This window comes from Flavobacterium cerinum (assembly GCF_024496085.1).
Taxonomy (GTDB): Bacteria; Bacteroidota; Bacteroidia; order Flavobacteriales; family Flavobacteriaceae; genus Flavobacterium; species Flavobacterium cerinum_A.
Genome location: NZ_CP101751.1, coordinates 3764335 through 3785360 on the forward strand (window position 1 = coordinate 3764335; position 21026 = coordinate 3785360).

Consider the following 21026-nt stretch of genomic DNA (forward strand, 5'->3'; position numbering starts at 1 on the left):
TTAATCGCCGTCGGTGTCTGCGTAATCGATCGCGATACTCATCGCTGATGTCATATCCGATTTCATATAGGCAACATTACGCTGTAAAGCATTAAAAGTGGCTGTCATCTTTGTATTATCTATGGTAATCTGTCGGCTTAAATCCGGTAATAGCAAATCTGCTATATAGTGTGATTTATAGAATTGATTACTAATCAGTTTACTTAATAAAATCCCTGACTCCTCACTCTTTCCTTTTATATCCAGATAATCCAGATAACTTTTCAACGAAGGTCCGCTTTCATTTCCGTTAAAATGCTTGCCTTCAAAGAAGTTTTGCGCCGCTATGATCGCTTCCAAAAGCAGCTCTTTCGAATATTTTTTACTGTAATAGGCTTCCACCTTATCCGGATAGGTTTCGGTCGAAAATTTACCGGCCGGATAACCTATTTTTGCAGTCCGAATGTCTTTTTCATAAAAATGAATATACGCATTGACCATACGGTTTACACTTCCGGAGGCCGTATTATCACTTTTTTGAATAAAGGTAGCCTTGAATCCGGATTGCCAGTCATCATAAACTGTATTAAACAATAAAGCCAATCGGTTTACAAGTGCATTCAGATAACCTTTATAGTTGTCGGCATTCGCATTCGTAGTATATCGCTCCAGAATCGCATCTTCATTCTCTCCCAATCCGAATAACATATAATCCAAAGCCGGAAAGCCCTGAACAACATCAAAAGAGGCTCCGTTCAGATCAAAATTACCCGAATCGATTTTTGCTTCAATTTGTCCTGTTGCCGTCGGATAGGTATTCGAATACTTACTGAGTTGTATTTCATCGGCTTTTCCGATAGTAAACATCGAAATATATTGATAGGTTTTATATGCTTCCAGCCATTTTTGTCTTACTTCTTCGAGCAGCATCATATCGGGTGTTGCAATAAAATCATCTGAGGCACTTTTCAAGTTTTCTAATTGTGTTTTATAATGCTGAAAAGAAGGCATAATGTTATTATCAGCCCAATTCAATAATATTGCTTTCCTGTCATATTTATCAACAACAACCTCACTATCAGAATTATCAAAATCACAAGAACACACTAGTTGCGATACTACTGTCAGTAATAATCCTATTTTTTTCATTAAATAATTACATTAAAATTTTACAAAGAATCATATCATAAAAGGATATTCTTCCCAATGTTTTTAAAATGAAAAGAGTCCCGAATTCAGGACTCTTTTTAAACATTAATGGCTTCCCGCCTGTGCTATAGCCTGCTCAATTGTAAATCCAAATGCTGTTGCAATTGTCTGAGAAATGGAATCAATTTGATCTGCGGTATAATTAGCATCCCAAAATCCATCGTTACCGCCTAAAAATGAAGTCAGTACTTCCTCGACTCTTGTTTTTGTCAGATAAGGTTGTCCCGTGGCCGGGTTATTCGTATAAGCCAATCCGCTTATAAATCCGTAAGCTTCAGACAAGCCGTGAAATGCAGCAGCAAGATCACCGGTAATAGTAGTTGTTCCCGATAATTTACCTTTTGATTTATTCAGATAATATACCGCACGAATAGCACCGACTTTCGATAATTTTTCTTTTATGATGTTTATCTGCTTATCCCGTTCTATTTTATTCCCTGCTATAATAGCTGCTTTTCCTTGTTCATAAGCATCAGTAACCGCCTGCGTAATTCCTGAAAAGTTGGCATTCCCGTTAACGGTATTCAAATAGCTTTCCCAGAAGTATTTTTTGTTATTGTTCGGTCCTTTATATCCGAAGATGTAATTATACCCTTCCTCCCATAATTGTTGCGCTTCCTGCTGATTTGCCGCAGCGTTTAAAACCGCGGGATTCAAACAGTAATTCAACGTCTGATCCAGTAAAACGGCTCCCATTAATCCTTTGATAATCGCCTGATTGATTTCAAGCCCTTTTTCATTAAACAATCGGGCTGAAGAAGCTGTTGTATAGGATCCTTTTACACCTTTAGCCGCCGGAATCTGATAAGCAGCGGCCACATTACCCATTTCGGTAAAAAAAAGATCAAACTCCGGCTTTGCATTTTCAGCTGTTTTCTCCTTTAGTGAAGCTCCGGAAGTATTTAAAGCAGCATCCGAAAACGGATTTCCGCTATTTGTAAACATCCCTTTGATTTTTACTTTATCAAGCGGATACAGTGCTTTATCTTTTGAATAAGCATCAAACTCAACCAGCATTTTCACCCTTGTTACGGCCTGAGCCGGATCAGCATGAACCTGAATTGCAATTGGTTGTTGTGGAGTGTCATTGGAATCATCAGAACACGATACCGTGAAGACCGACGCGATTAAAGCGGCAGCTGTAATTTTTCTAAAATGCATATTAATTCTTATTAAGATCGATTATAAACTATTGAAATCAAAAGTAATAATCATTCTTAAGAAGACACTTTTCTACGCATGGTCAAGAATAGACACATGGCGGACAATTAAATAGTACGTTTTTTAATTAATGATAAACCGTGAAGATTTTCAGTGCTTCGTTATAGGCACTTTCAAAACTCATCGGACTTAATCCGGTATCGGCTTTTTGTGTAGTAAAATAGGAAAGCATTTTTTCGGTTGGCATATTCCCGGTTAAATCATCTTTAGCCATAGGACAACCGCCGAATCCCTGGATAGCTCCGTCAAAACGACGGCAACCTGCTTTATAAGCCGCATCTACTTTTTCAAACCATCTGTCCGGTGTTGTATGCAGATGTGCTCCGAACTCAACATTCGGATATTTCGGAATCAGGTTGGAAAACAAATAGGAAATAACTTCCGGAGTTGAAGAACCGATCGTATCGGATAACGACAATATCTTAACGCCCATATTCGCCAATCGTTCCGTCCATTCCCCAACAATCTCAACATTCCACGGATCTCCGTATGGATTACCGAATCCCATCGACAAATAAGCTACCACTTCTTTATCGGTTGCATGTGCAATGTCCAGAATTTCCTGTAGCGTTACAAGGGATTCTGCTATGGTTTTATGGGTATTCCGCATCTGGAAATTCTCCGATATCGAAAACGGGAATCCCAAATATTTGATTTCCGGATGACGGGATGCATTTTCTGCCCCCATAGTATTGGCAATAATAGCCAGTAATTTGCTTTTGGTTTGTGACAAATCCAATTGTGCCAATACTTCCGAAGTATCCTGCATTTGCGGAATCGCTTTAACGGAAACAAAACTGCCAAAATCAATCGTATCAAATCCTACACGCAATAAGGATTGAATGTATTGCACTTTCTTTTCTGTAGGAATAAACGCCTTGATACCTTGCATGGCATCGCGGGGACACTCTATGATTTTAACTTGTTCCATAATGTTTCAAAGATAAGCTAAAGTTCATAACTTTCAAATATACAAACAAAGCCCTACACGGTTTAAAACGCCTTATTCACGCAAAAACATCGCTTTCAGACAGTTATCCCGTTCCCTTTTTTATAATACTGTAAAGTTTAACAATTTTTATGTTTCGTGTAAGAATAGCTTTCGCCTTATTTTCCCGCCAGTATTTTTTTATTAATCGCCTTTATCAAGCCCGGTCCTTCATAAATAAATCCGGTATAAAGTTGTATCAGACTCGCTCCGGCTTCCAGTTTTTCGATTGCATCTTCGGCCGAGTGAATTCCGCCTACACCGATAATCGGGAACGCTTTATTACTTTTTTCGGAAAGGAAACGAATTACTTCCGTCGAACGTTTTGTGAGTGGTTTTCCGGATAATCCGCCGGTTTCTTTTTTATTTTCGGATGCCAATCCCTCTCTTGAAATGGTTGTATTTGTGGCGATAACACCGGCAATTCGGGTCTCATTTACAATCGCAATGATATCGAGTAATTGCTCATCGGTCAGATCCGGTGCGATTTTTAAAAGTATCGGTTTTTGTTTTGGTTTTCCCTGATTCTTATACTGTAAGGTCTGTAATAGCTGAGTTAACGGTTCTTTATCCTGAAGCGCTCTTAAATTAGGCGTATTCGGAGAACTCACATTTACGACAAAATAATCGACATAATCATATAAGGCGTCAAAGCAGATTTCATAATCTTTAGTCGCCTCTTCATTCGGTGTATTTTTATTTTTCCCGATGTTTCCTCCTATTAGTACACCGTTATTCTTTTTCAGACGTTCTACGGCTTCAATAACACCGCCGTTATTAAACCCCATTCGGTTGATCAATGCACTATCCTCCTTTAAACGAAACAAGCGTTTTTTCGGATTTCCTTCCTGTCCTTTTGGCGTTAGCGTTCCGATTTCAATAAAACCGAAACCCAGATTGGAAAGTTCCTTGTATAATTTGGCATCTTTATCCAATCCGGCGGCCAATCCTACCGGATTTTTAAATCGCAATCCGAAAACTTCACGTTCCAGTCGCGGGTCTTTTTCTTCATAAATAGCATTTAACAAAGAAGGCATTCCCGGGATCTTATGTAAGAAACGAATGGATGCAAAAGTAAAATGGTGAATCTTTTCCGGGTCAAAACGGAACAGGATCGGTCTGATAATTGATTTGTACATAAGTGTGTTGTGTTGTGCTGCAAAAATAGGAAAATATATGGTGTTTCGAAAAGCATAAACCGCCCCAAATTCTGCTATTTTCTATTCCTTTTTAAAAAAATGGGATTATATTTGCTAAAAATCGATTTTTATATGAATGCCTTACAGCCAATAATAGAGCAAGCATGGGAAAACCGTGCATTATTACAGGAAGAAAAAACAACAAATGCTATTCGGGAAGTTATTGAATTACTGGATGCCGGAAAATTAAGAGTGGCTGAGCCAACTGTTGACGGATGGCAGGTAAACGAATGGGTTAAAAAAGCCGTAGTAATGTATTTTCCTATTCAGAAAATGGAAACGCTTGAGGCAGGAATTTTTGAATATCACGACAAAATGCCTTTAAAAAGAGGATATGCTGAAAAAGGTATCCGTGTGGTTCCGAATGCTGTAGCGCGTCATGGTGCTTATATCTCTGCCGGTGTGATTTTAATGCCGAGTTATGTAAATATCGGAGCTTATGTAGATGAAGGAACTATGGTCGACACCTGGGCTACTGTAGGTAGTTGTGCCCAGATCGGGAAAAACGTTCACTTGAGTGGCGGTGTCGGAATCGGTGGTGTACTGGAGCCGTTACAGGCTGCTCCCGTTATCATTGAAGACGGTGCTTTTATCGGTTCAAGATGTATTGTTGTTGAAGGTGTTCGCGTTGAAAAAGAAGCAGTATTGGGTGCCAATGTATGTTTAACGGCATCGACTAAAATCATTGACGTTACCGGCGATACTCCGGTAGAAATGAAAGGTATTGTTCCGGCTCGTTCTGTAGTGATTCCGGGAAGCTATACCAAAAAATTTGCGGCCGGTGAATATCAGGTGCCATGCGCTTTGATTATCGGGAAACGCAAACCGTCAACAGATTTAAAAACGTCCCTGAACGACGCCTTACGTGAGTATGACGTTGCCATTTAATTTTAATGAGCATTAATAATCCAAAAATATCGGCGTTAGCCATTATTCTGAACGAGGAAGACAATATTCGGGAATACCTCCGGAATATGTCTTTCGCGGACGAAATCATTGTTGTTGATTCCTTTAGCAACGATACTACTCTGGATATTATCCGGAATGAATTTCCTCATGTTCGTATTGTACAACGTCCGTTTGACGACTTTTCCAGTCAGCGTAATTTTGCTATCGATTTAGCTTCAAACGACTGGATTACTTTTTTTGATGCAGATGAAAGGGTTACGGAAAACGGTATCCGGGAAATTAAGGAACGGGTTGCTTCCAATCCGGAAGAGGTTGCCTTTTGGGTAAAACGTACGTTTTATTATTCCGAAAAACCGATGTTCTACGGCGGGCAAAATCAGGATAGGGCAATTCGCTTGTTCCGTAAATCCAAATGCCGTTATTCGGATAAACTGGTACACGAGCAACTTATTGTTGACGGAAAAACGGCCAACTTACAAGAGATTATTCACCATTATTCGTTTAAAAACAAAGCGGATTTTCTGGGTAAAAGGCTGCAATATTCGCAACTGCGCGCTCAGGAACTCTATCGTAAAAACCGAAAGCCGAGTGCCTTTCATTTTTATGTTAAACCGGCTTTTCGTTTTTTTAAACATTACGTTATAGAACTGGGATTTTTAAACGGTTCGCAAGGCATATCGTTAGCCAGAATCATGTCACAACATGTTTATATGCGCTATGTTTACCTACAACAGTTATATCAAAACGACAATTCCGATAACCGAAACATGATTATCGGTTATGAGGCAAAACGCGTTTTTCACAATAAAACCGGATTAGGTAATTACAGTCGGGATCTGGTACGGATTCTATCGCGTTTTTACCCCGAAAATCAGTATTTATTATACAATCCGAAACCAGCGAAAAAACCACTTTTCACTATCGAATCGGAGTCGATTTCAGAGAAACAACCAACGGGCTGGTTTAACCGGAAGTTTTATAACATCTGGCGACAACGCACTATTGTTTCCGACCTGAAAAAAGATAAAGTACAACTTTTTCACGGCCTTTCCGGGGAATTACCTTCAGGATTGAAAAAAGCCGGCATCAAGAGTACGGTGACTATTCACGATCTGATCTTTATGCGCTATCCTGAATTTTATTCCTTTTTCGATCGGAAAATTCATTTTTATAAATTTAAAAAGGCAGCACATAATGCCGACAGGGTTATTGCGATCAGCGAACAGACAAAAAGAGACATTATACAGTATCTGAACATACCCGAATCTAAAATAGACGTAATCTATCAGGGATGTCAGAACGTTTTTAAAGAAACCTTTACCGATCAGGAAAAAAAAGCGGTTATCGAAAAATATAACCTTCCGGATCAGTTTGTATTAAATGTCGGCACTGTAGAAATCCGTAAAAATGTGCTGGCTGTTGTAAAGGCGGTTCAGCATATCGATACCCATCTTATTATTATAGGAGGCGAAACTTCCTATACGCAAACGGTAAAACAACATATCAGCGATCACAAAATGGAGGATAAAGTAACCTTTTTAAAAGGACTTAACAGCCGGGAACTCGCTATTGTGTACCAATTGGCTACCGTTTTTATTTATCCGTCCTTATTTGAAGGATTCGGCATTCCGATTATCGAAGCTTTATATTCACGAACACCTGTAATTACAACTAATTCGGGCGTTTTCCCTGAAGCCGGCGGACCGGATAGTCTATATGTAGACCCGACCGACAGTACCGATATACAGGCAAAAATTGAATTATTGCTGCGTGATCCGAATTTAAGAGATGAGATAACAGAAAAAGGTTATATGTTTGTACAGAAATTTAACGATGACAGGATCGCAAAAAAGATCATGGCATTGTATAAAGCTTTGTAAAAAAAACAAAACCTTCTTATTTTTAAGACAATATAAATAATATATAAATCCATAACCCTATGAAAGTCGCCGGTTTTACCTTTATCCGCAATGCCGTTCAAAACGATTACTCAATCGTAGAAGCAATTACTTCCATATTGCCTATCTGTGATGAATTTGTCGTAGCACACGGAAATTCTACCGACACCACATTGGAGCTTATTAAAAGTATTGATTCTCCGAAAATCAAAATTATTGAAACCGTTTGGGATGATACCGTACGTGAAGGCGGCCGTACTTTTGCATTGGAAACCGATAAAGCTTTTAAAGCGATCAGTCCCGATGTAGACTGGGCATTTTATATTCAGGGTGATGAATGTGTTCATGAAAAATACCTGGATACGATCAGAAAAGAGATGGAATTATCTCTTAAAGACCCGAATATTGAAGGATTATTATTTAACTATACACACTTCTACGGTTCTTACGATTTTTATGCTCATTCCCGCAGATGGTACCGCAGAGAAATCCGTATTATCCGTAATCTTCCGGGAATGGAATCGTATAAGGATGCACAAGGATTCCGTTTTGAAGGTCGAAAATTAAAAGTAAAACACATTGCCCCTTATATTTATCACTACGGTTGGGTAAAAGCGCCGAGCGGATTAAAAACGAAAGTTAAAAATACCGGACGTTTTTACAGTAACGATGATGAATGGATCGATACAACATACAATGAAGATTATGAATTCGATTACGGTAATGCCGAACGATTACTGAAATTTAAAGGAACTCATCCGCAAGTATTTCAGGAAAGAGTAAATCGCAGCAACTGGAAATTTTCTTTTGATCCGACTAAAATGGGGCTAAAATTGAATTTCAGAAGACGATTTTTAGCACTTGTTGAAGATCTGACCGGCAAACGATTATTTGAATACCGCAATTACGTAATTGTAAAACGAAGTTAAAACCTATATGACACCGCAACCCAGCCCAGTTAAAATCAGCGGACTGATAATTACCTTTAACGAAGAAAAAAATATCCGGGAAGTAATCGAATGCCTGGACTTCGTTGACGAAATTATCATAGTGGATTCCTATAGCACCGATAATACCGTGGCAATTGCCAATACCTATCCGAAAGTAAAAGTGATACAAAACAAATTTGTAGACTTTACTTCGCAACGTAATCTTGCACTTGATTTAGCCAAGTATAACTGGGTTTTATTTCTGGATGCCGATGAAAGAATTACACCGCCTTTAAAGGCTGAAATCATTGCCGAACTACAAAAACCGGAAACAAAAGACGCTTACTATTTTGTAAGAAAGTTCTTTTTTGCCGGTAAAGCGATTCATTTTTCAGGAACACAAACCGATAAAAATTTCCGCCTTTTCAAAAAAGACAAGGCGCATTATATTCCGGAAAAACTGGTTCATGAAACACTAAAAGTAGACGGAACTGTAGGAATACTTGAAAATAAGTTGCTCCACTATTCGTATGATAATTATGCAATCTATAAGAAAAAGATGATTAGTTACGGCGTACTGAAAGGGAAAGAACTTTTTCAGAAAGGGAAACGTTATAATTTTTTTACCCATTACCTGAAAACTATTTTTAAATTTATCAAAGCTTTTTTTATTCGATTGGGTATTCTGGACGGAAAAAACGGACTCATTATTTCTTATCTACAAGCCTTAAGTGTTCATCACACCTATAAATCGTTAAAATTTAACCAAAAACAAAATATTTAACTCGTTATAACGGTTATTATTAATAACACCTCTCCCATTAATATTATAATTTAAAATGAAACAGAAGATTTGTTTGATTAGTTTCGACAATTGGCACTACGACAAATACATCATCAAATTGCTACAGCAAAAAGGTATTGATGCCTATCATATTAATTTGGGAGGATATAAGCATGCCAATTTAATCTCCCGGGTGATTAATGTATTTTCGAAAATATTTCTGGGTATTAATCTTAAAACCAAAAAGAAACAGGAACATATCTTGTCGGAACTAGAAAAAAACGGACAACACGATATTATTCTTGTAATCAATCCTGATGTTATCGAATTGAAATACCATCAGTTGATTAAACAACATACCAAAAAATACATTGCTTATTTATATGATAGCTTACATCGTTGTCCGGTGGATCATCTGTTAAATGCAGGTCTTTTTGATGAAGTTTTTTCGTTTGATGAACAAGATGCCAAAGCGCATAACTTCATCAAAATGAACAATTATATTTATTTTGACAAAAAGCCGATTCCGGCCGAAAAGCCACCTTATAAAATCACAACAATATCATCGTTTGACAAACGCTTCCCGATCTACAATACGATCGCGAACCAATTGGAACAAATGAAAGCTCCGTTTCATTTTATCTTTGTCAGCCGTAATATCAACTTTAAAAAATTCAAGTATAATTTTAAAGCTGAAGCCGGTGCCAAAACTAACAAGCAACTTTTGTTTCAGTCGAAAAAAATCCGATTGAAACAGTTATTAAAGCTTTATTCTGAAGCCGAAATTATTCTTGATATTGTACAAAACAACCAAACCGGCCTGAGTTTCCGCGTTTTTGAAGCGATGGGAATGCAGAAAAAACTGATAACCGACAATAAAACAATTGTCAATTATCCTTTTTACAATCCCAATAATATTCTAATTATAGATCGTGATAATCCTGTAATTACCCCGGAATTTCTAGCCACCGATTACGAACCTGTTCCGGAAGCAATTTACAATCAATATACACTGGATAATTGGGTTAGTACGATTTTTAACCTCCAAAAATAAACTATGAATGTTTTAATCCTAACGCGGGAATACAAGCATCCGCTACTTCCTCCTTGTGGCGGAACCGGTAACTTTGATACTTTATTGGCTAAAGAATTGGTCAGACAAGGACATAAAGTATATGTTTTCGGAGTTAATAAAACTAATATTGATTTTGAAGATGAAGGCGTTCAGGTACATTATACTAAAAGTTTATTCAAACGCAATTTTGTATACAATCTTCTGAGATCCGTTACGCAAAAGATCCCGGCATTATTGCCGTATCATTTTAAGCTGCACGAAAAAGAAAAACAAGATATCAATGCGCGATTATTCGCCTACATTCAAAAAAACAATCTGGCTATCGACATTATCGAATGTCATGATTTTGAAGGCCTCAGCTTATTCTTAGGCAAAAAAATCCCTTATGTGGTACGTTGTCACGGGTCGTTTTCGGTACTGGAAAAATATTTTGGTTACAAAGTAGAATCCGGACGAAAACACTGTGAAAGAGAAGCTTTTAAAAAGGCTGAAAATGTTATTGCCGTATCCCGTTTTTCAGAGCAGGTTAACCGGGAATTATTCGGTGTTCCGAAATTCAAACTTATTTATAACGGTATCAACATACAAGAGTTTCAACAGGATCCTACAGTTACGACAATTCCTTTTTCTATTTTCTATATCGGAAATGTTTCGGTTGAAAAAGGCGCAGATACCGCATTCCGGGCATTTACACATTTAGCCGAGAAATTTCCGTTAGCAACCTTACATTATATTGGTCGGGAAACACCTTATAAAAGCATACTGGAGAAAGATATTCAATCGCAATCTCTAACTGATAAAGTTCTTTTTCACGGTTATCAGTCCAAAGAAAATATTATCCGATTACTGAGCAGTGCCAATGTGATTCTGTTTCCGTCAAAAGGCGAAAATTTCAGTCTTGCACTTTTAGAAGCAATGGCTTTAAGTAAACCTGTGGTAACGTCAAATCTGGATTCCTTCAGGGAAATTATCACATCCGGTGAGAATGGCTATATTTGCGAAAATGATTCCGATTTTGTAACGGCTGTTTCTGCTATTTTCAACGACAAAATATTGGCCGATTCCCTGGCACAAAAAGCACGAAAAACAATAACAGATGGTTTTAGTATCGAAAAAATGATGACTGAAACACTCGCTTATTATGAAACCGTAATCCGTAATCATTCCTAATCCTTTAGTTTAAAAAATATGAGCCAACCTATTTTATCTGTTGTAATGCCGGTTTATAATGCCGAAAAATACCTTCAGGAAACAATTGACAGCATCTTAAATCAGGATTTCACAGATTTTCAATTGATCATTTTAAATGACAAATCAACGGATAACAGTAAAGCCATTATTGAAAAAAATGCTGCATCGGATTCCCGTATTGTTTTTGTTGACAAAGTAGAAAATGTAGGTCCGGCCCGATTACGAAATGAAGGATTTTCGTTATCTACCGGTGAATTTATCGCCTTAATGGATGCCGATGATATTTCAAAACCGAATCGTTTTACGAAACAGTTGGAATTTTTACGTACACATCCTGAAATTGGTGTTTGCGGAACTTTTTACACGCTATTTAAGCCCGACGGAAAGCGAAAATTAATCTCGTTACCTACTGAGCATATTGATATTAAAACCGATTTTTTATTTTATAATCCGATTGGGAATCCAACGATAATGCTTCGAAAAGCAGCACTAAAAGATTTCCGATTTGACAATGATTTTGTTCCGATTGAAGATTACGAATTATGGGATCGAATCAGTGCTTTTACGGTACTTGCCAATCTCCCGGAATCTTTACTTGATTATCGTTGGCATAATACCAACATCAGTCAGACAAAAATTGACAATGTAAACCGATCACTTCGCAATATCCGATTGGCTCAATTACAGTTCCATTTCGGAATAGCCGCCAACGACTCCAATATTGAAGGCTACCTGAATGCATTGGATTTTAAACGGGGCTTATCGGCCGAAGCGGTTATGAATACCGTTAAAGCCGCTCAAAAATTAATCGAAATTAGTCGCGCATCCGGAACTTTAAATCAAAAGATACTGGAAAAACAAGTCAACCAGATTGCGGTTCGTACTATTCGAAAATCAAAAGAATTTAATAAAACGCTTTTAAAATACCTGCGTAACGAAGGGAAACCGGTTTTTCAAAAAGTACGCTGGTTCGATCGTCTCCTGATTATGCTAAAAGCTTTATAAAAAAAGAGCGAAGATAAAATGATTGTCTTCGCTCTTTTCTCTTTCTTCTTTCTTCTCTATTCTTTTTTCTTTATTCTCTCTATCAATATTTCATACCGAAGTATTTCATCTTGATATAGCGTCTCCAGAATTTCATCCGCATTTTAAAAGAAGCTTCTTTTAGAAAGGTTTGCACCACCTGTTGCGGTTCTTTTTGGTATTCTTCTTTATTTTCGTGTAGTTTTAAGGCTTCAAAAGCAGCATCCTTTAATAGCGATTGCAACACATTTTTCATATTTTGTGTTCGGGATTGCGGCACTTTTTCGTAAATCTCTTTTACATTCAGATACGACGAATAGCGTTGGAAAAAAGCCGATTTAAGCGAATAAATTCCTCCGGCATGCCAACGGTATACACCACCCTGAAAATTCAGGAAAGCTCCTTTTCCGTGACATAAGACCAATCCGTACAACGTATTATCTTTTAAATATTGAAAGTTTTTAAAATCGGCCGGATTAACCGCAGTTCTTCGGAACAAACTGGTTAAAGTATAGGTACAATACGGAACGAAAATACTATTAAAATCGATCGTATACACTGCCGGTAGTGTCTCTTTAAAGTCATTCGGAACCAACTCTTCCCCTTTTCGGTTTAAAAAATCAGTCCAGGTAATCACATAATCCGGATTCGTTTCTAAAAAGTCGACCTGTTTTTGCAATTTATTCGGATCAATCCAATAATCGTCTCCTTCACAAAGTGCAATGTATTTCCCTTTGGCTAACGGAAACGTATTTTCACCCCATATACCACGGGTTCCTATTTTTGAATATTGATTTTCCGTCTGATAAATCGGTTTTATCAATAACGGATATTTGCTTTCAAATTCTCTTAAAACAGCCGGAGTTCCGTCAGGAGAAGCATCTTCATGGACAATAATTTCGAACGGAAAAGTTGTAATCTGACTTAAAAATCCTTCCAATGCATCCCGCAAATAAGCCTCATGCTTAAAGGCATCACACAAAATGCTCACTAAAGGACTGTTAAGATCCTGTCCGTTCCAACCCGCAATTATTTCTTCCTGACTTCTACCCTGTTTCATACGTAATTATTTTCTAACCCGATTCTATCGACTGTCATCTTATTCCGACCAAATACGGTTAGATTGCTTAACTTTTTATATTTTTACAGCACAAATGTAACTATTAAGTTCATTTCTAAACGATAAAAATTTGACAAACCCTACAGTAATGATAACCGTAACCAAAACCTTTTTCCCTGATTTAAAAGAATACGAAAAACAACTCGAACGGGTTTGGAAAAACAAATGGCTTACTAACCGGGGCGAGCTGGTACTGGAGCTGGAACAAAAATTAAACGGTTATTTGTCAACCGAAAATATCATTATCACAAATAACGGTACCGTACCGTTGCAAATTGCCTTGAAAATACTGGGAAATCAGGGTGAAATTATTACGACACCTTTTTCCTATGTCGCGACAACTTCCTCAATTATATGGGAAAATTGTACTCCGGTTTTTGTGGATATCCATCCGGATTACCTGACGATTGATGAAACCAAAATCGAAGCGGCAATAACGCCCAAAACAACGGCTATTCTGGCAACGCATGTTTTCGGGAATCCGTGTGAAGTCGAAGCCATTGCAGCCATCGCTAAAAAGCACAATTTAAAAGTAATTTACGATGCGGCTCATTCGTTTGGTGTTACCTATAAAGGTACTTCCCTATTCAACTACGGAGATGTGAGCACGTGTAGTTTCCATGCGACCAAGCTATTTCATACCGGGGAAGGCGGAGCAATGTTCTGTCAGGATAAAACACTTTTTCATCAATTGTTTTACAGTCATAATTTCGGGCATAACGGACCACTGGAATTTCACGGATTAGGGATTAATGCAAAAATCTCGGAACTACAAGCCGCAATGGGACTGGCTGTTTTACCGCATATGGCAACCATCTTATCCGAAAGAAAAAAAGTAGTTGATTATTACAACGAAAATCTGGATTTCAACCAATTGAAAACCATGACCATTCGCAACAATACAACCTGGAATTACAGTTATTACCCTGTTATTTTGCCTTCGGAAGCGATTTTATTAAAAGTACAGCAGGCACTTAACTATGCAAACATTATTCCGAGAAGGTATTTCTATCCTTCGCTTAATACGATTGAATACGTTGATCAACCAAATCAGACCATGCCGGTTTCAGAATCAGTAGCAAAACGCATACTCTCTTTACCGCTTTATGTCGGCTTGACTACAGAAGAATTAGAACAAATAACCGCTATAATCAATCAGAACGCATGCTAGTAATCGGAGCGAAAGGGTTTGCCAAAGAAATTCTGGAAGTCCTTCACCGGGACGGTCTGAGTGAAAATCTGGTTTTTTATGATGATGTCAGTACCGATCTTCCGGATAAATTATATGCACTTTTCCCGATTATTACCAATCTGGCAGATGCGCAAACCTATTTACAGGAAACCGACAATCGTTTTACGTTAGCTATCGGAAACCCGATATTGCGCAAACGACTTCATGATAAATTTATCGCAATCGGCGGTATTTTTACGTCAACAATATGTTCAAGAACATCAATCGGTACTTTCGGTAATCAAATCGGAATCGGATGTAATATTATGACCGGTTCCGTTATTACCAATGGTGTTACTATCGAACAAGGTGTTTTGATCAACCTTAATTGTACTATAAGTCATGACTGTCATATTAAGGAGTTTACTGAAATTTCACCCGGCGTTAATATAACCGGTAATTGTACGATCGGATCTTTTTGTGCGATCGGTACCAATGCCACGATATTGCCTAAAATAACGATTGGGAATAATGTTGTAGTTGCTGCCGGTGCTGTGGTTACTAAAGATTTACCGGATAATTGTATGGCAGCAGGCGTTCCGGCTGTGATCAAAAAAATACTTCCCGAATTGCCTTTTTAGCGATTACTATACCAAAACAACCGCAAGAAAAGTGATTATCATTTTTCTTTGGCTCAATTAAGTATCAGAGCTGTTACTCCAAAATACTGCACGATCGATCGTATCCGCTACCAAATAAAAGAACGTTATCAATAGGTTTTATAAATCCGGATAGTTAAAAATGTAACTATCTGAATTTTAACTATTCTTTTCGTTCATTTTCCTTACCATTCCATCCAACGATACGATATAACATTAGGTCATACCCTAATTTTGATTTTTCAAATTCGACTTTTATCAATCAAGACTTATTGATTGTTTAAAGCGCTGAAAAATCAAAAATGAAAAAACGTTTATTATATATCGCTCCGGATCATTATGATTTCTATAAGATTGTTTTAAAAGGGTTTCAGGAGTACAGCGATTATGAAGTCGTTATGGTATTTTCCAGTGGCTCTATGCATAGAAATGTTTGGAAACGTCTGCTTCATTTGTTTCAAAAATTGTTTTTTAGAAAAAACGGCAAGCAACTTTATTTTCAAAAAAAAATTATCGAATCCATTAATCGTTATGATTCATACGATCTCCTTTATATCAATCGTCCGGATATTTTCTCTTCCGACATGCTCTCTTTTATTTCAGGTAAGGCCAAACGCTCTATTGTCCATTATTGGGATAGTTTTGATAAAATAAAAGGCCAAAAAGAAACCATTCCGTTTTTTGATATTCATTATAGTTTTGACGAGAAAGATTGTCTTGAATATAAAATCAAACGGATTCATAATTTTTATTTTGCGGAGAATATCACTTCGAAACCGGAACATGATGTTTTCTTTTTGGGTACCTATGACAAACGCTTTGAAAAGATTAAATACATTATTAATCAAATAAGTCGGTCCGGCATAAAAGCTAAAGCACTGTTTTTATCAAAAGATCGGAACACTATAAAAACACATACTTCCGACACGATCTCCTTTATCCAAAAAGCTATTCCGTTTCCGGAATCCATCACTTACAGCGCTAATACCCGTATCCTTCTGGACGTAGATCATGAAAACCAAACCGGTTTGTCCTTTCGTCCGTTTGAAGCTATGGGTTTCCGAAAAAAGCTAATCACAACCAATAGGCATATCAGGAACTATGACTTCTACAATCCGGATAATATTTTTATCTGGACTGATACTACAACGAAAATACCGGAGTCTTTTTTAAATACTCCTTATCAGGAAATTCCAACTGAAATCCGAAATAAATACAGCCTCAAAAATTGGATTGAATCCCTTTTAAATGTTTAAACAATATATGAAAAGAAAGATCTATTTTATCTGCCCTGATAATAAAGCACCAATCGGAGGAATCAAACAACTCTATAAACAAGTAGATATTTTAAATAAAAACGGTTTTAATGCTGTAATTCTTCATAAAAAAAGAAATTTTCGCCAAAAATGGTTTCACAATAATACTCAAATAGAATATAACTACCCGTTGTTTATGCAAATCCGTTCCGGAATAAACAAACGCAAAGCCTCATTCTTAAAGCGATTTTATACTACTATTGTTTATACTTTCCAGCGTATATTCGCTCCGAAACTCAATGATAATGCCATCCTCGTCTTTCCCGAAATCTTCAGTCAGAGTATACATAAAATAAAGATTGATGTCCCAAAAGTAATATTTAATCAAAATTGTTATTACACTTTTATAAACAATTCGATTGATAGTTCTGCTCAGGAAAATCCATATTACAATCAAAATATTCTAGCGACCATTGTTGTTTCAAAAGATTCTAAAAATTATTTATCGTTTGCTGCTCCCGGGATTTCCATGCACCGGATACGCCTCGGTATTGATAATCAAAAATTCTATTACAATCCGCAAAAGAAAAAACAAATTGCATTTATGCCTCGTAAACTCGAAGATGATATTACTCAGATTGTAAACATCTTAAAATACCGAAATAGTTTACAAGACTGGTCACTGGTTAGCATTGATAATAAAAACGAACAGGAAGTTGCCCAAATCATGAGAGAAAGTCATATTTTCTTAAGTTTTAATCACATTGAAGGATTCGGATTACCACCTGCTGAAGCCATGGCTTGTGGCTGCATTGTTATCGGATATACGGGACGAGCCGGTAAAGAATATTTTAATCCTGATTTTTCCTATCCTATCGAAGATCGGAATATCATTGCTTTTGTCCGAAAAATAGAAGATGTTATTTTGCTGTTTGAAAAAGAACCGGGTGTTTTTACAGATAAACAAAAAAAAGCGTCACAATTTATCCTGGGTCAATATAATCTCGATCATGAAGAGCAGGACGTTGTCAATACATGGAATGCGATCATCAACTCATATTGATCAGCCCATACATTGTTGTTCATTGCTACGAATCAATTGTAACATTTGTTTATCTATTCCTTAAAATAAATCTGAAAAAGGATCTCCTAATTGTTGGGGTAGTAGTTTTTTGATCTTATTTTTGCATTAGAAACGGGAAAGTCATTTCCATATCGAAAAGTTTTAAAATACAGCAATACTCAATTTTGCTTTAAAACTCCTTTTCCGAATCTAATTCACTTTATTCTGAAAAAGCATAAATTGCTATAATTTTAAAGACAAGATAATGATTGCAGAAGAAGTTCATAAAGCATATGAAGTCATCAAAAACGGAGGAATCATCTTATATCCTACCGATACGGTTTGGGGAATCGGATGTGACGCCACCAACCCGGAAGCAGTAAAAAAAATTTACGCGCTTAAACAACGGGAAGAAAGCAAAAGTATGATCGTACTGATGAACGGTGACCGCATGGTATACAATGTTTTTAAAGACATACCTGAAGTAGCCTGGCAAATCCTGGATCTTTCTGAAAAACCAACAACTTTAATCCTGGATAATCCGCGAAATGTAGCGCCTAATATTATCGGACAGGATAATACATTAGGAATGCGAATCGTTAAAGAACCATTCTGCTTTAAACTGATGGAACGGATGAAAGTACCGTTGGTTTCAACCTCAGCGAATATCAGCGGTGAACCGACACCAAAATCATTTAAAGAAATAAGCCCAGCAATTTTGCAAGGCGTTGACTATGTTGTAAATTTGCACCACGATAAAATCGGCGGAAAACCGTCGACCATCATCAAACTGTCTGGGAACAGTGAGGTAAAAATTATACGAAAATAAACAGGTTTCCTGCGAACGCAGTTACGATTAATGAAAAAACAAACTTCATATAAAGAGGCATTACAGTCAAAAATTTTTGAAATTATTTCCAATGCGGCTAAAGAATTACAAGTCGAGTCCTATGTTATCGGCGGATTTGTAAGAGATTTGATTCTGGAACGCAATCATAAAAAGGACATCGATATCGTAGCTGTAGGCAGTGGTATCGAACTGGCTTTAAAAGTATCCGAATTGATCCCGCATAATCCAAAAGTACAGGTTTTCAAAAACTACGGAACGGCGATGCTTCGCTATGAAGACATGGATATCGAATTTGTTGGCGCCCGTAAAGAATCCTATCATTTCGACAGTCGTAATCCTGTTGTGGAAAACGGCACACTTGAAGATGATCAAAATCGTCGTGATTTTACAATCAATGCATTGGCTTTATCGTTAAATGAAGAAAATTACGGTGATCTGATCGATCCTTTTAACGGATTAACCGATCTGGAAAACAAAATTATCAAAACACCTTTGGATCCGGATATCACCTATTCTGATGATCCATTGCGTATGATGCGTGCGATTCGTTTTGCTTCGCAACTTAATTTTACTATCGAAACGGAGTCTCTAAATTCCATTTCCCGAAACAAAGACCGGATTACTATTATTTCCGGAGAGCGTATCGTAGAAGAGTTAAACAAAATTTTATCCTCAGAAAAACCTTCCATCGGATTCCTGTTATTATATCAAACCGGGTTACTGGACATTATCCTTCCGGAATTAACCGCTTTAAATCAGGTTGAAGAAATAGAGGGTCATACCCACAAAAACAATTTTTATCATACGCTGGAAGTAGTCGATAATATTTGTCCGAATACAGATGATGTATGGTTACGTTGGTCGGCTTTACTTCACGATATCGGAAAAGCACCGACAAAACGTTTTAATAAAAAACAAGGATGGACATTCCACGGACATGAATTTTTAGGCGGCAAAATGGTCAAAAGAATATTTGAACGTTTACATATGCCGTTAAACCACAAAATGAAATTTGTTCAGAAAATGGTAATGATGAGTTCCCGACCGATTGTATTGGCTCAGGATATTGTTACCGATTCTGCCGTTCGTCGTCTGGTTTTCGATGCCGGAGAAGATGTAGAAAATCTAATGACATTATGTGAAGCCGACATTACGACTAAAAATCCGTCTAAATTCAAAAAATACCATAATAATTTTAAAATTGTCCGTCAGAAGATTGTCGAGGTAGAAGAACGCGACCATGTTCGTAATTTCCAACCTCCTATTTCCGGAGAAGAAATCATGGCTATTTTTAATCTGAAACCTTCACGTGAAATCGGGGTTTTAAAAGAAGCCATAAAAGAAGCCATACTCGAAGGAGAAATCCCGAACGAATACCAACCGGCTTATGATTTTATGATGGAAAGAGCTTCAAAATTAGGATTAAAAAAAGCAACCGAATAAACTTCGGAAACGATAGTAAAAGCATATAAAATGAAAAAACATTTCACCTCCATCGCAAAAACGGCCTTAGTATTAGTCTATTTAGTAATTGTAGCCGGAGCACTGGTTCGTATGACCGGTTCCGGAATGGGTTGTCCCGATTGGCCGAAATGTTTTGGATATTATATACCGCCAACTGATATTAAAGAATTAACCTGGAGTGAAAACCGGGAATTTAAAAAAGGACAAGTGATTATTAAAGAGCAAAGTCTTCTGGTTGCCAAAGATAATTTTACAACCGGAACTGAATTTGAAGCGGATCACTGGGAAAAATACACCAAGCACGATTATGCCGTTTTTAATGCTTCACACACCTGGACAGAATACATCAACCGACTTACCGGTGCTGTAGCCGGACTCGCTTGTTTTATTATGGCTATTGCTTCTTTTTCACTTTGGAAACAGAGTAAGAAGATCACATTATTATCCTGGCTTGTCGTTTTTATGATGGGATTTCAGGCCTGGCTAGGTGCAACGGTAGTTTATTCCGTTTTAAATCCGGTTAAAATTACGGTTCATATGGTGATGGCACTGGTTATTGTTGCTGTTATACTTTATATTATTCGTCTGGCAAAACCGGTTTCATCCGATAAAATTTTCAATCCGATGTTCCGGAATATCCTTTGGATAGCACTTGCCTTAACACTGGTTCAGGTTGTTTTAGGAACACAGGTACGTCAGTTTGTCGACGAACAGGTAAAATCAGGTATTGGTAATGAAACCCTTTGGTTAAGTAATCCGGAAATCAGTTTTTACTTCCACCGAACTTTCTCTTTTGTGGTATTTTTAGCCAATTTATTTCTTTATCTACGCAATAAAAGACTTGGATTGGGTTTTTCAAAAATCAACTGGGTTATCCTTTTACTGGCGCTTGAAATTATTTCCGGTATTGCGATGTATTATCTACATTTTCCATTCGGTAGTCAGGCGATTCACCTGGTATTGGCTTCCATCTTATTTGGCGTTCAATTCTATATGATTCTTGAAACCCGTAAACAAAATGGGATCCAATAAAAAATG

At 37.3% G+C, this 21026-nt stretch carries 19 protein-coding genes; 14 read left to right on the top strand and 5 right to left on the bottom strand.

Features of this window, described 5'->3' with window-relative positions:
- The 4 genes from NOX80_RS17010 to NOX80_RS17025 form a co-directional block, all read right to left on the bottom strand.
- Entirely contained in the window at nt 1-1128 is a 1128-nt protein-coding gene (locus tag NOX80_RS17010; protein ID WP_256551011.1) for an imelysin family protein, read from the bottom strand.
- A gap of 105 nt (nt 1129-1233) precedes the next feature.
- Nucleotides 1234-2349 carry a DUF4856 domain-containing protein gene (locus NOX80_RS17015; protein WP_256551012.1) on the bottom strand — a complete coding sequence of 372 codons (1116 nt, stop codon included), beginning with the start codon at nt 2347-2349 and terminating at the stop codon, nt 1234-1236.
- A gap of 127 nt (nt 2350-2476) precedes the next feature.
- A complete protein-coding gene (locus NOX80_RS17020) occupies nt 2477-3340 on the bottom strand; it encodes a hydroxymethylglutaryl-CoA lyase (protein WP_256551013.1) in 864 nt (287 codons plus the stop codon).
- Between the two features lie 176 nt (nt 3341-3516).
- On the bottom strand, nt 3517-4536 hold the full coding sequence (locus tag NOX80_RS17025) for a quinone-dependent dihydroorotate dehydrogenase (protein ID WP_256551014.1): 1020 nt from the start codon (nt 4534-4536) through the stop codon (nt 3517-3519).
- Nucleotides 4537-4668: 132 nt separating this feature from the next.
- On the opposite strand from NOX80_RS17025, the gene NOX80_RS17030 reads away from it, so the two are divergent.
- The 7 genes from NOX80_RS17030 to NOX80_RS17065 are packed head-to-tail and all read left to right on the top strand — an operon-like array spanning nt 4669 to nt 12387.
- Nucleotides 4669-5484: a 2,3,4,5-tetrahydropyridine-2,6-dicarboxylate N-succinyltransferase gene (locus NOX80_RS17030; protein WP_256553033.1), complete on the top strand. Its 816-nt coding sequence runs from the start codon at nt 4669-4671 to the stop codon at nt 5482-5484.
- 5 nt (nt 5485-5489) lie between these two features.
- Nucleotides 5490-7385 carry a glycosyltransferase gene (locus tag NOX80_RS18645; RefSeq protein WP_371926060.1) on the top strand — a complete coding sequence of 632 codons (1896 nt, stop codon included), beginning with the start codon at nt 5490-5492 and terminating at the stop codon, nt 7383-7385.
- 59 nt (nt 7386-7444) lie between these two features.
- Complete coding sequence (locus NOX80_RS17045; RefSeq protein WP_256551015.1) at nt 7445-8332, top strand: glycosyltransferase family 2 protein; 888 nt, start codon at nt 7445-7447, stop codon at nt 8330-8332.
- 7 nt (nt 8333-8339) lie between these two features.
- Nucleotides 8340-9116, top strand: coding sequence for a glycosyltransferase family 2 protein (locus NOX80_RS17050; RefSeq protein WP_256551016.1), 777 nt, complete (start codon nt 8340-8342; stop codon nt 9114-9116).
- 55 nt (nt 9117-9171) lie between these two features.
- On the top strand, nt 9172-10170 hold the full coding sequence (locus NOX80_RS17055; RefSeq protein ID WP_256551017.1) for a hypothetical protein: 999 nt from the start codon (nt 9172-9174) through the stop codon (nt 10168-10170).
- 3 nt (nt 10171-10173) lie between these two features.
- Nucleotides 10174-11361 (top strand): glycosyltransferase family 4 protein, encoded by a 1188-nt coding sequence (locus tag NOX80_RS17060; RefSeq protein ID WP_256551018.1) that lies wholly within the window; start codon nt 10174-10176, stop codon nt 11359-11361.
- A gap of 18 nt (nt 11362-11379) precedes the next feature.
- Nucleotides 11380-12387, top strand: coding sequence for a glycosyltransferase family 2 protein (locus NOX80_RS17065; RefSeq protein WP_256551019.1), 1008 nt, complete (start codon nt 11380-11382; stop codon nt 12385-12387).
- A gap of 82 nt (nt 12388-12469) precedes the next feature.
- On the opposite strand, the gene NOX80_RS17070 is transcribed toward NOX80_RS17065, so the two are convergent.
- Complete coding sequence (locus tag NOX80_RS17070; protein WP_256551020.1) at nt 12470-13465, bottom strand: glycosyltransferase family 2 protein; 996 nt, start codon at nt 13463-13465, stop codon at nt 12470-12472.
- A gap of 148 nt (nt 13466-13613) precedes the next feature.
- Here NOX80_RS17070 and NOX80_RS17075 point away from each other — a divergent pair, with 148 nt between their 5' ends.
- The 7 genes from NOX80_RS17075 (at nt 13614) to NOX80_RS17105 (ending at nt 21020) form a co-directional block, all read left to right on the top strand.
- Nucleotides 13614-14696, top strand: a complete 1083-nt coding sequence (locus NOX80_RS17075; protein ID WP_256551021.1) for a DegT/DnrJ/EryC1/StrS family aminotransferase — start codon at nt 13614-13616, stop codon at nt 14694-14696.
- The gene (locus NOX80_RS17080; RefSeq protein ID WP_256551022.1) at nt 14690-15337 is read left to right on the top strand and encodes a NeuD/PglB/VioB family sugar acetyltransferase; all 648 of its coding nucleotides are present in this window, start codon (nt 14690-14692) and stop codon (nt 15335-15337) included. Before NOX80_RS17075 ends, NOX80_RS17080 begins: the two co-directional genes overlap by 7 nt.
- Before the next feature lie 320 nt (nt 15338-15657).
- Nucleotides 15658-16611 carry a lipopolysaccharide core biosynthesis protein rfaS gene (locus NOX80_RS17085; protein ID WP_256551023.1) on the top strand — a complete coding sequence of 318 codons (954 nt, stop codon included), beginning with the start codon at nt 15658-15660 and terminating at the stop codon, nt 16609-16611.
- 7 nt (nt 16612-16618) lie between these two features.
- Complete coding sequence (locus NOX80_RS17090; protein WP_256551024.1) at nt 16619-17674, top strand: glycosyltransferase; 1056 nt, start codon at nt 16619-16621, stop codon at nt 17672-17674.
- A 265-nt stretch (nt 17675-17939) separates the two neighbouring features.
- Nucleotides 17940-18503, top strand: coding sequence for an L-threonylcarbamoyladenylate synthase (locus NOX80_RS17095; protein ID WP_256551025.1), 564 nt, complete (start codon nt 17940-17942; stop codon nt 18501-18503).
- Nucleotides 18504-18533: 30 nt separating this feature from the next.
- Nucleotides 18534-19967 (top strand): CCA tRNA nucleotidyltransferase, encoded by a 1434-nt coding sequence (locus tag NOX80_RS17100; RefSeq protein WP_256551026.1) that lies wholly within the window; start codon nt 18534-18536, stop codon nt 19965-19967.
- A gap of 30 nt (nt 19968-19997) precedes the next feature.
- Nucleotides 19998-21020: a COX15/CtaA family protein gene (locus NOX80_RS17105; protein ID WP_256551027.1), complete on the top strand. Its 1023-nt coding sequence runs from the start codon at nt 19998-20000 to the stop codon at nt 21018-21020.
- Nucleotides 21021-21026: the final 6 nt, after the last annotated feature.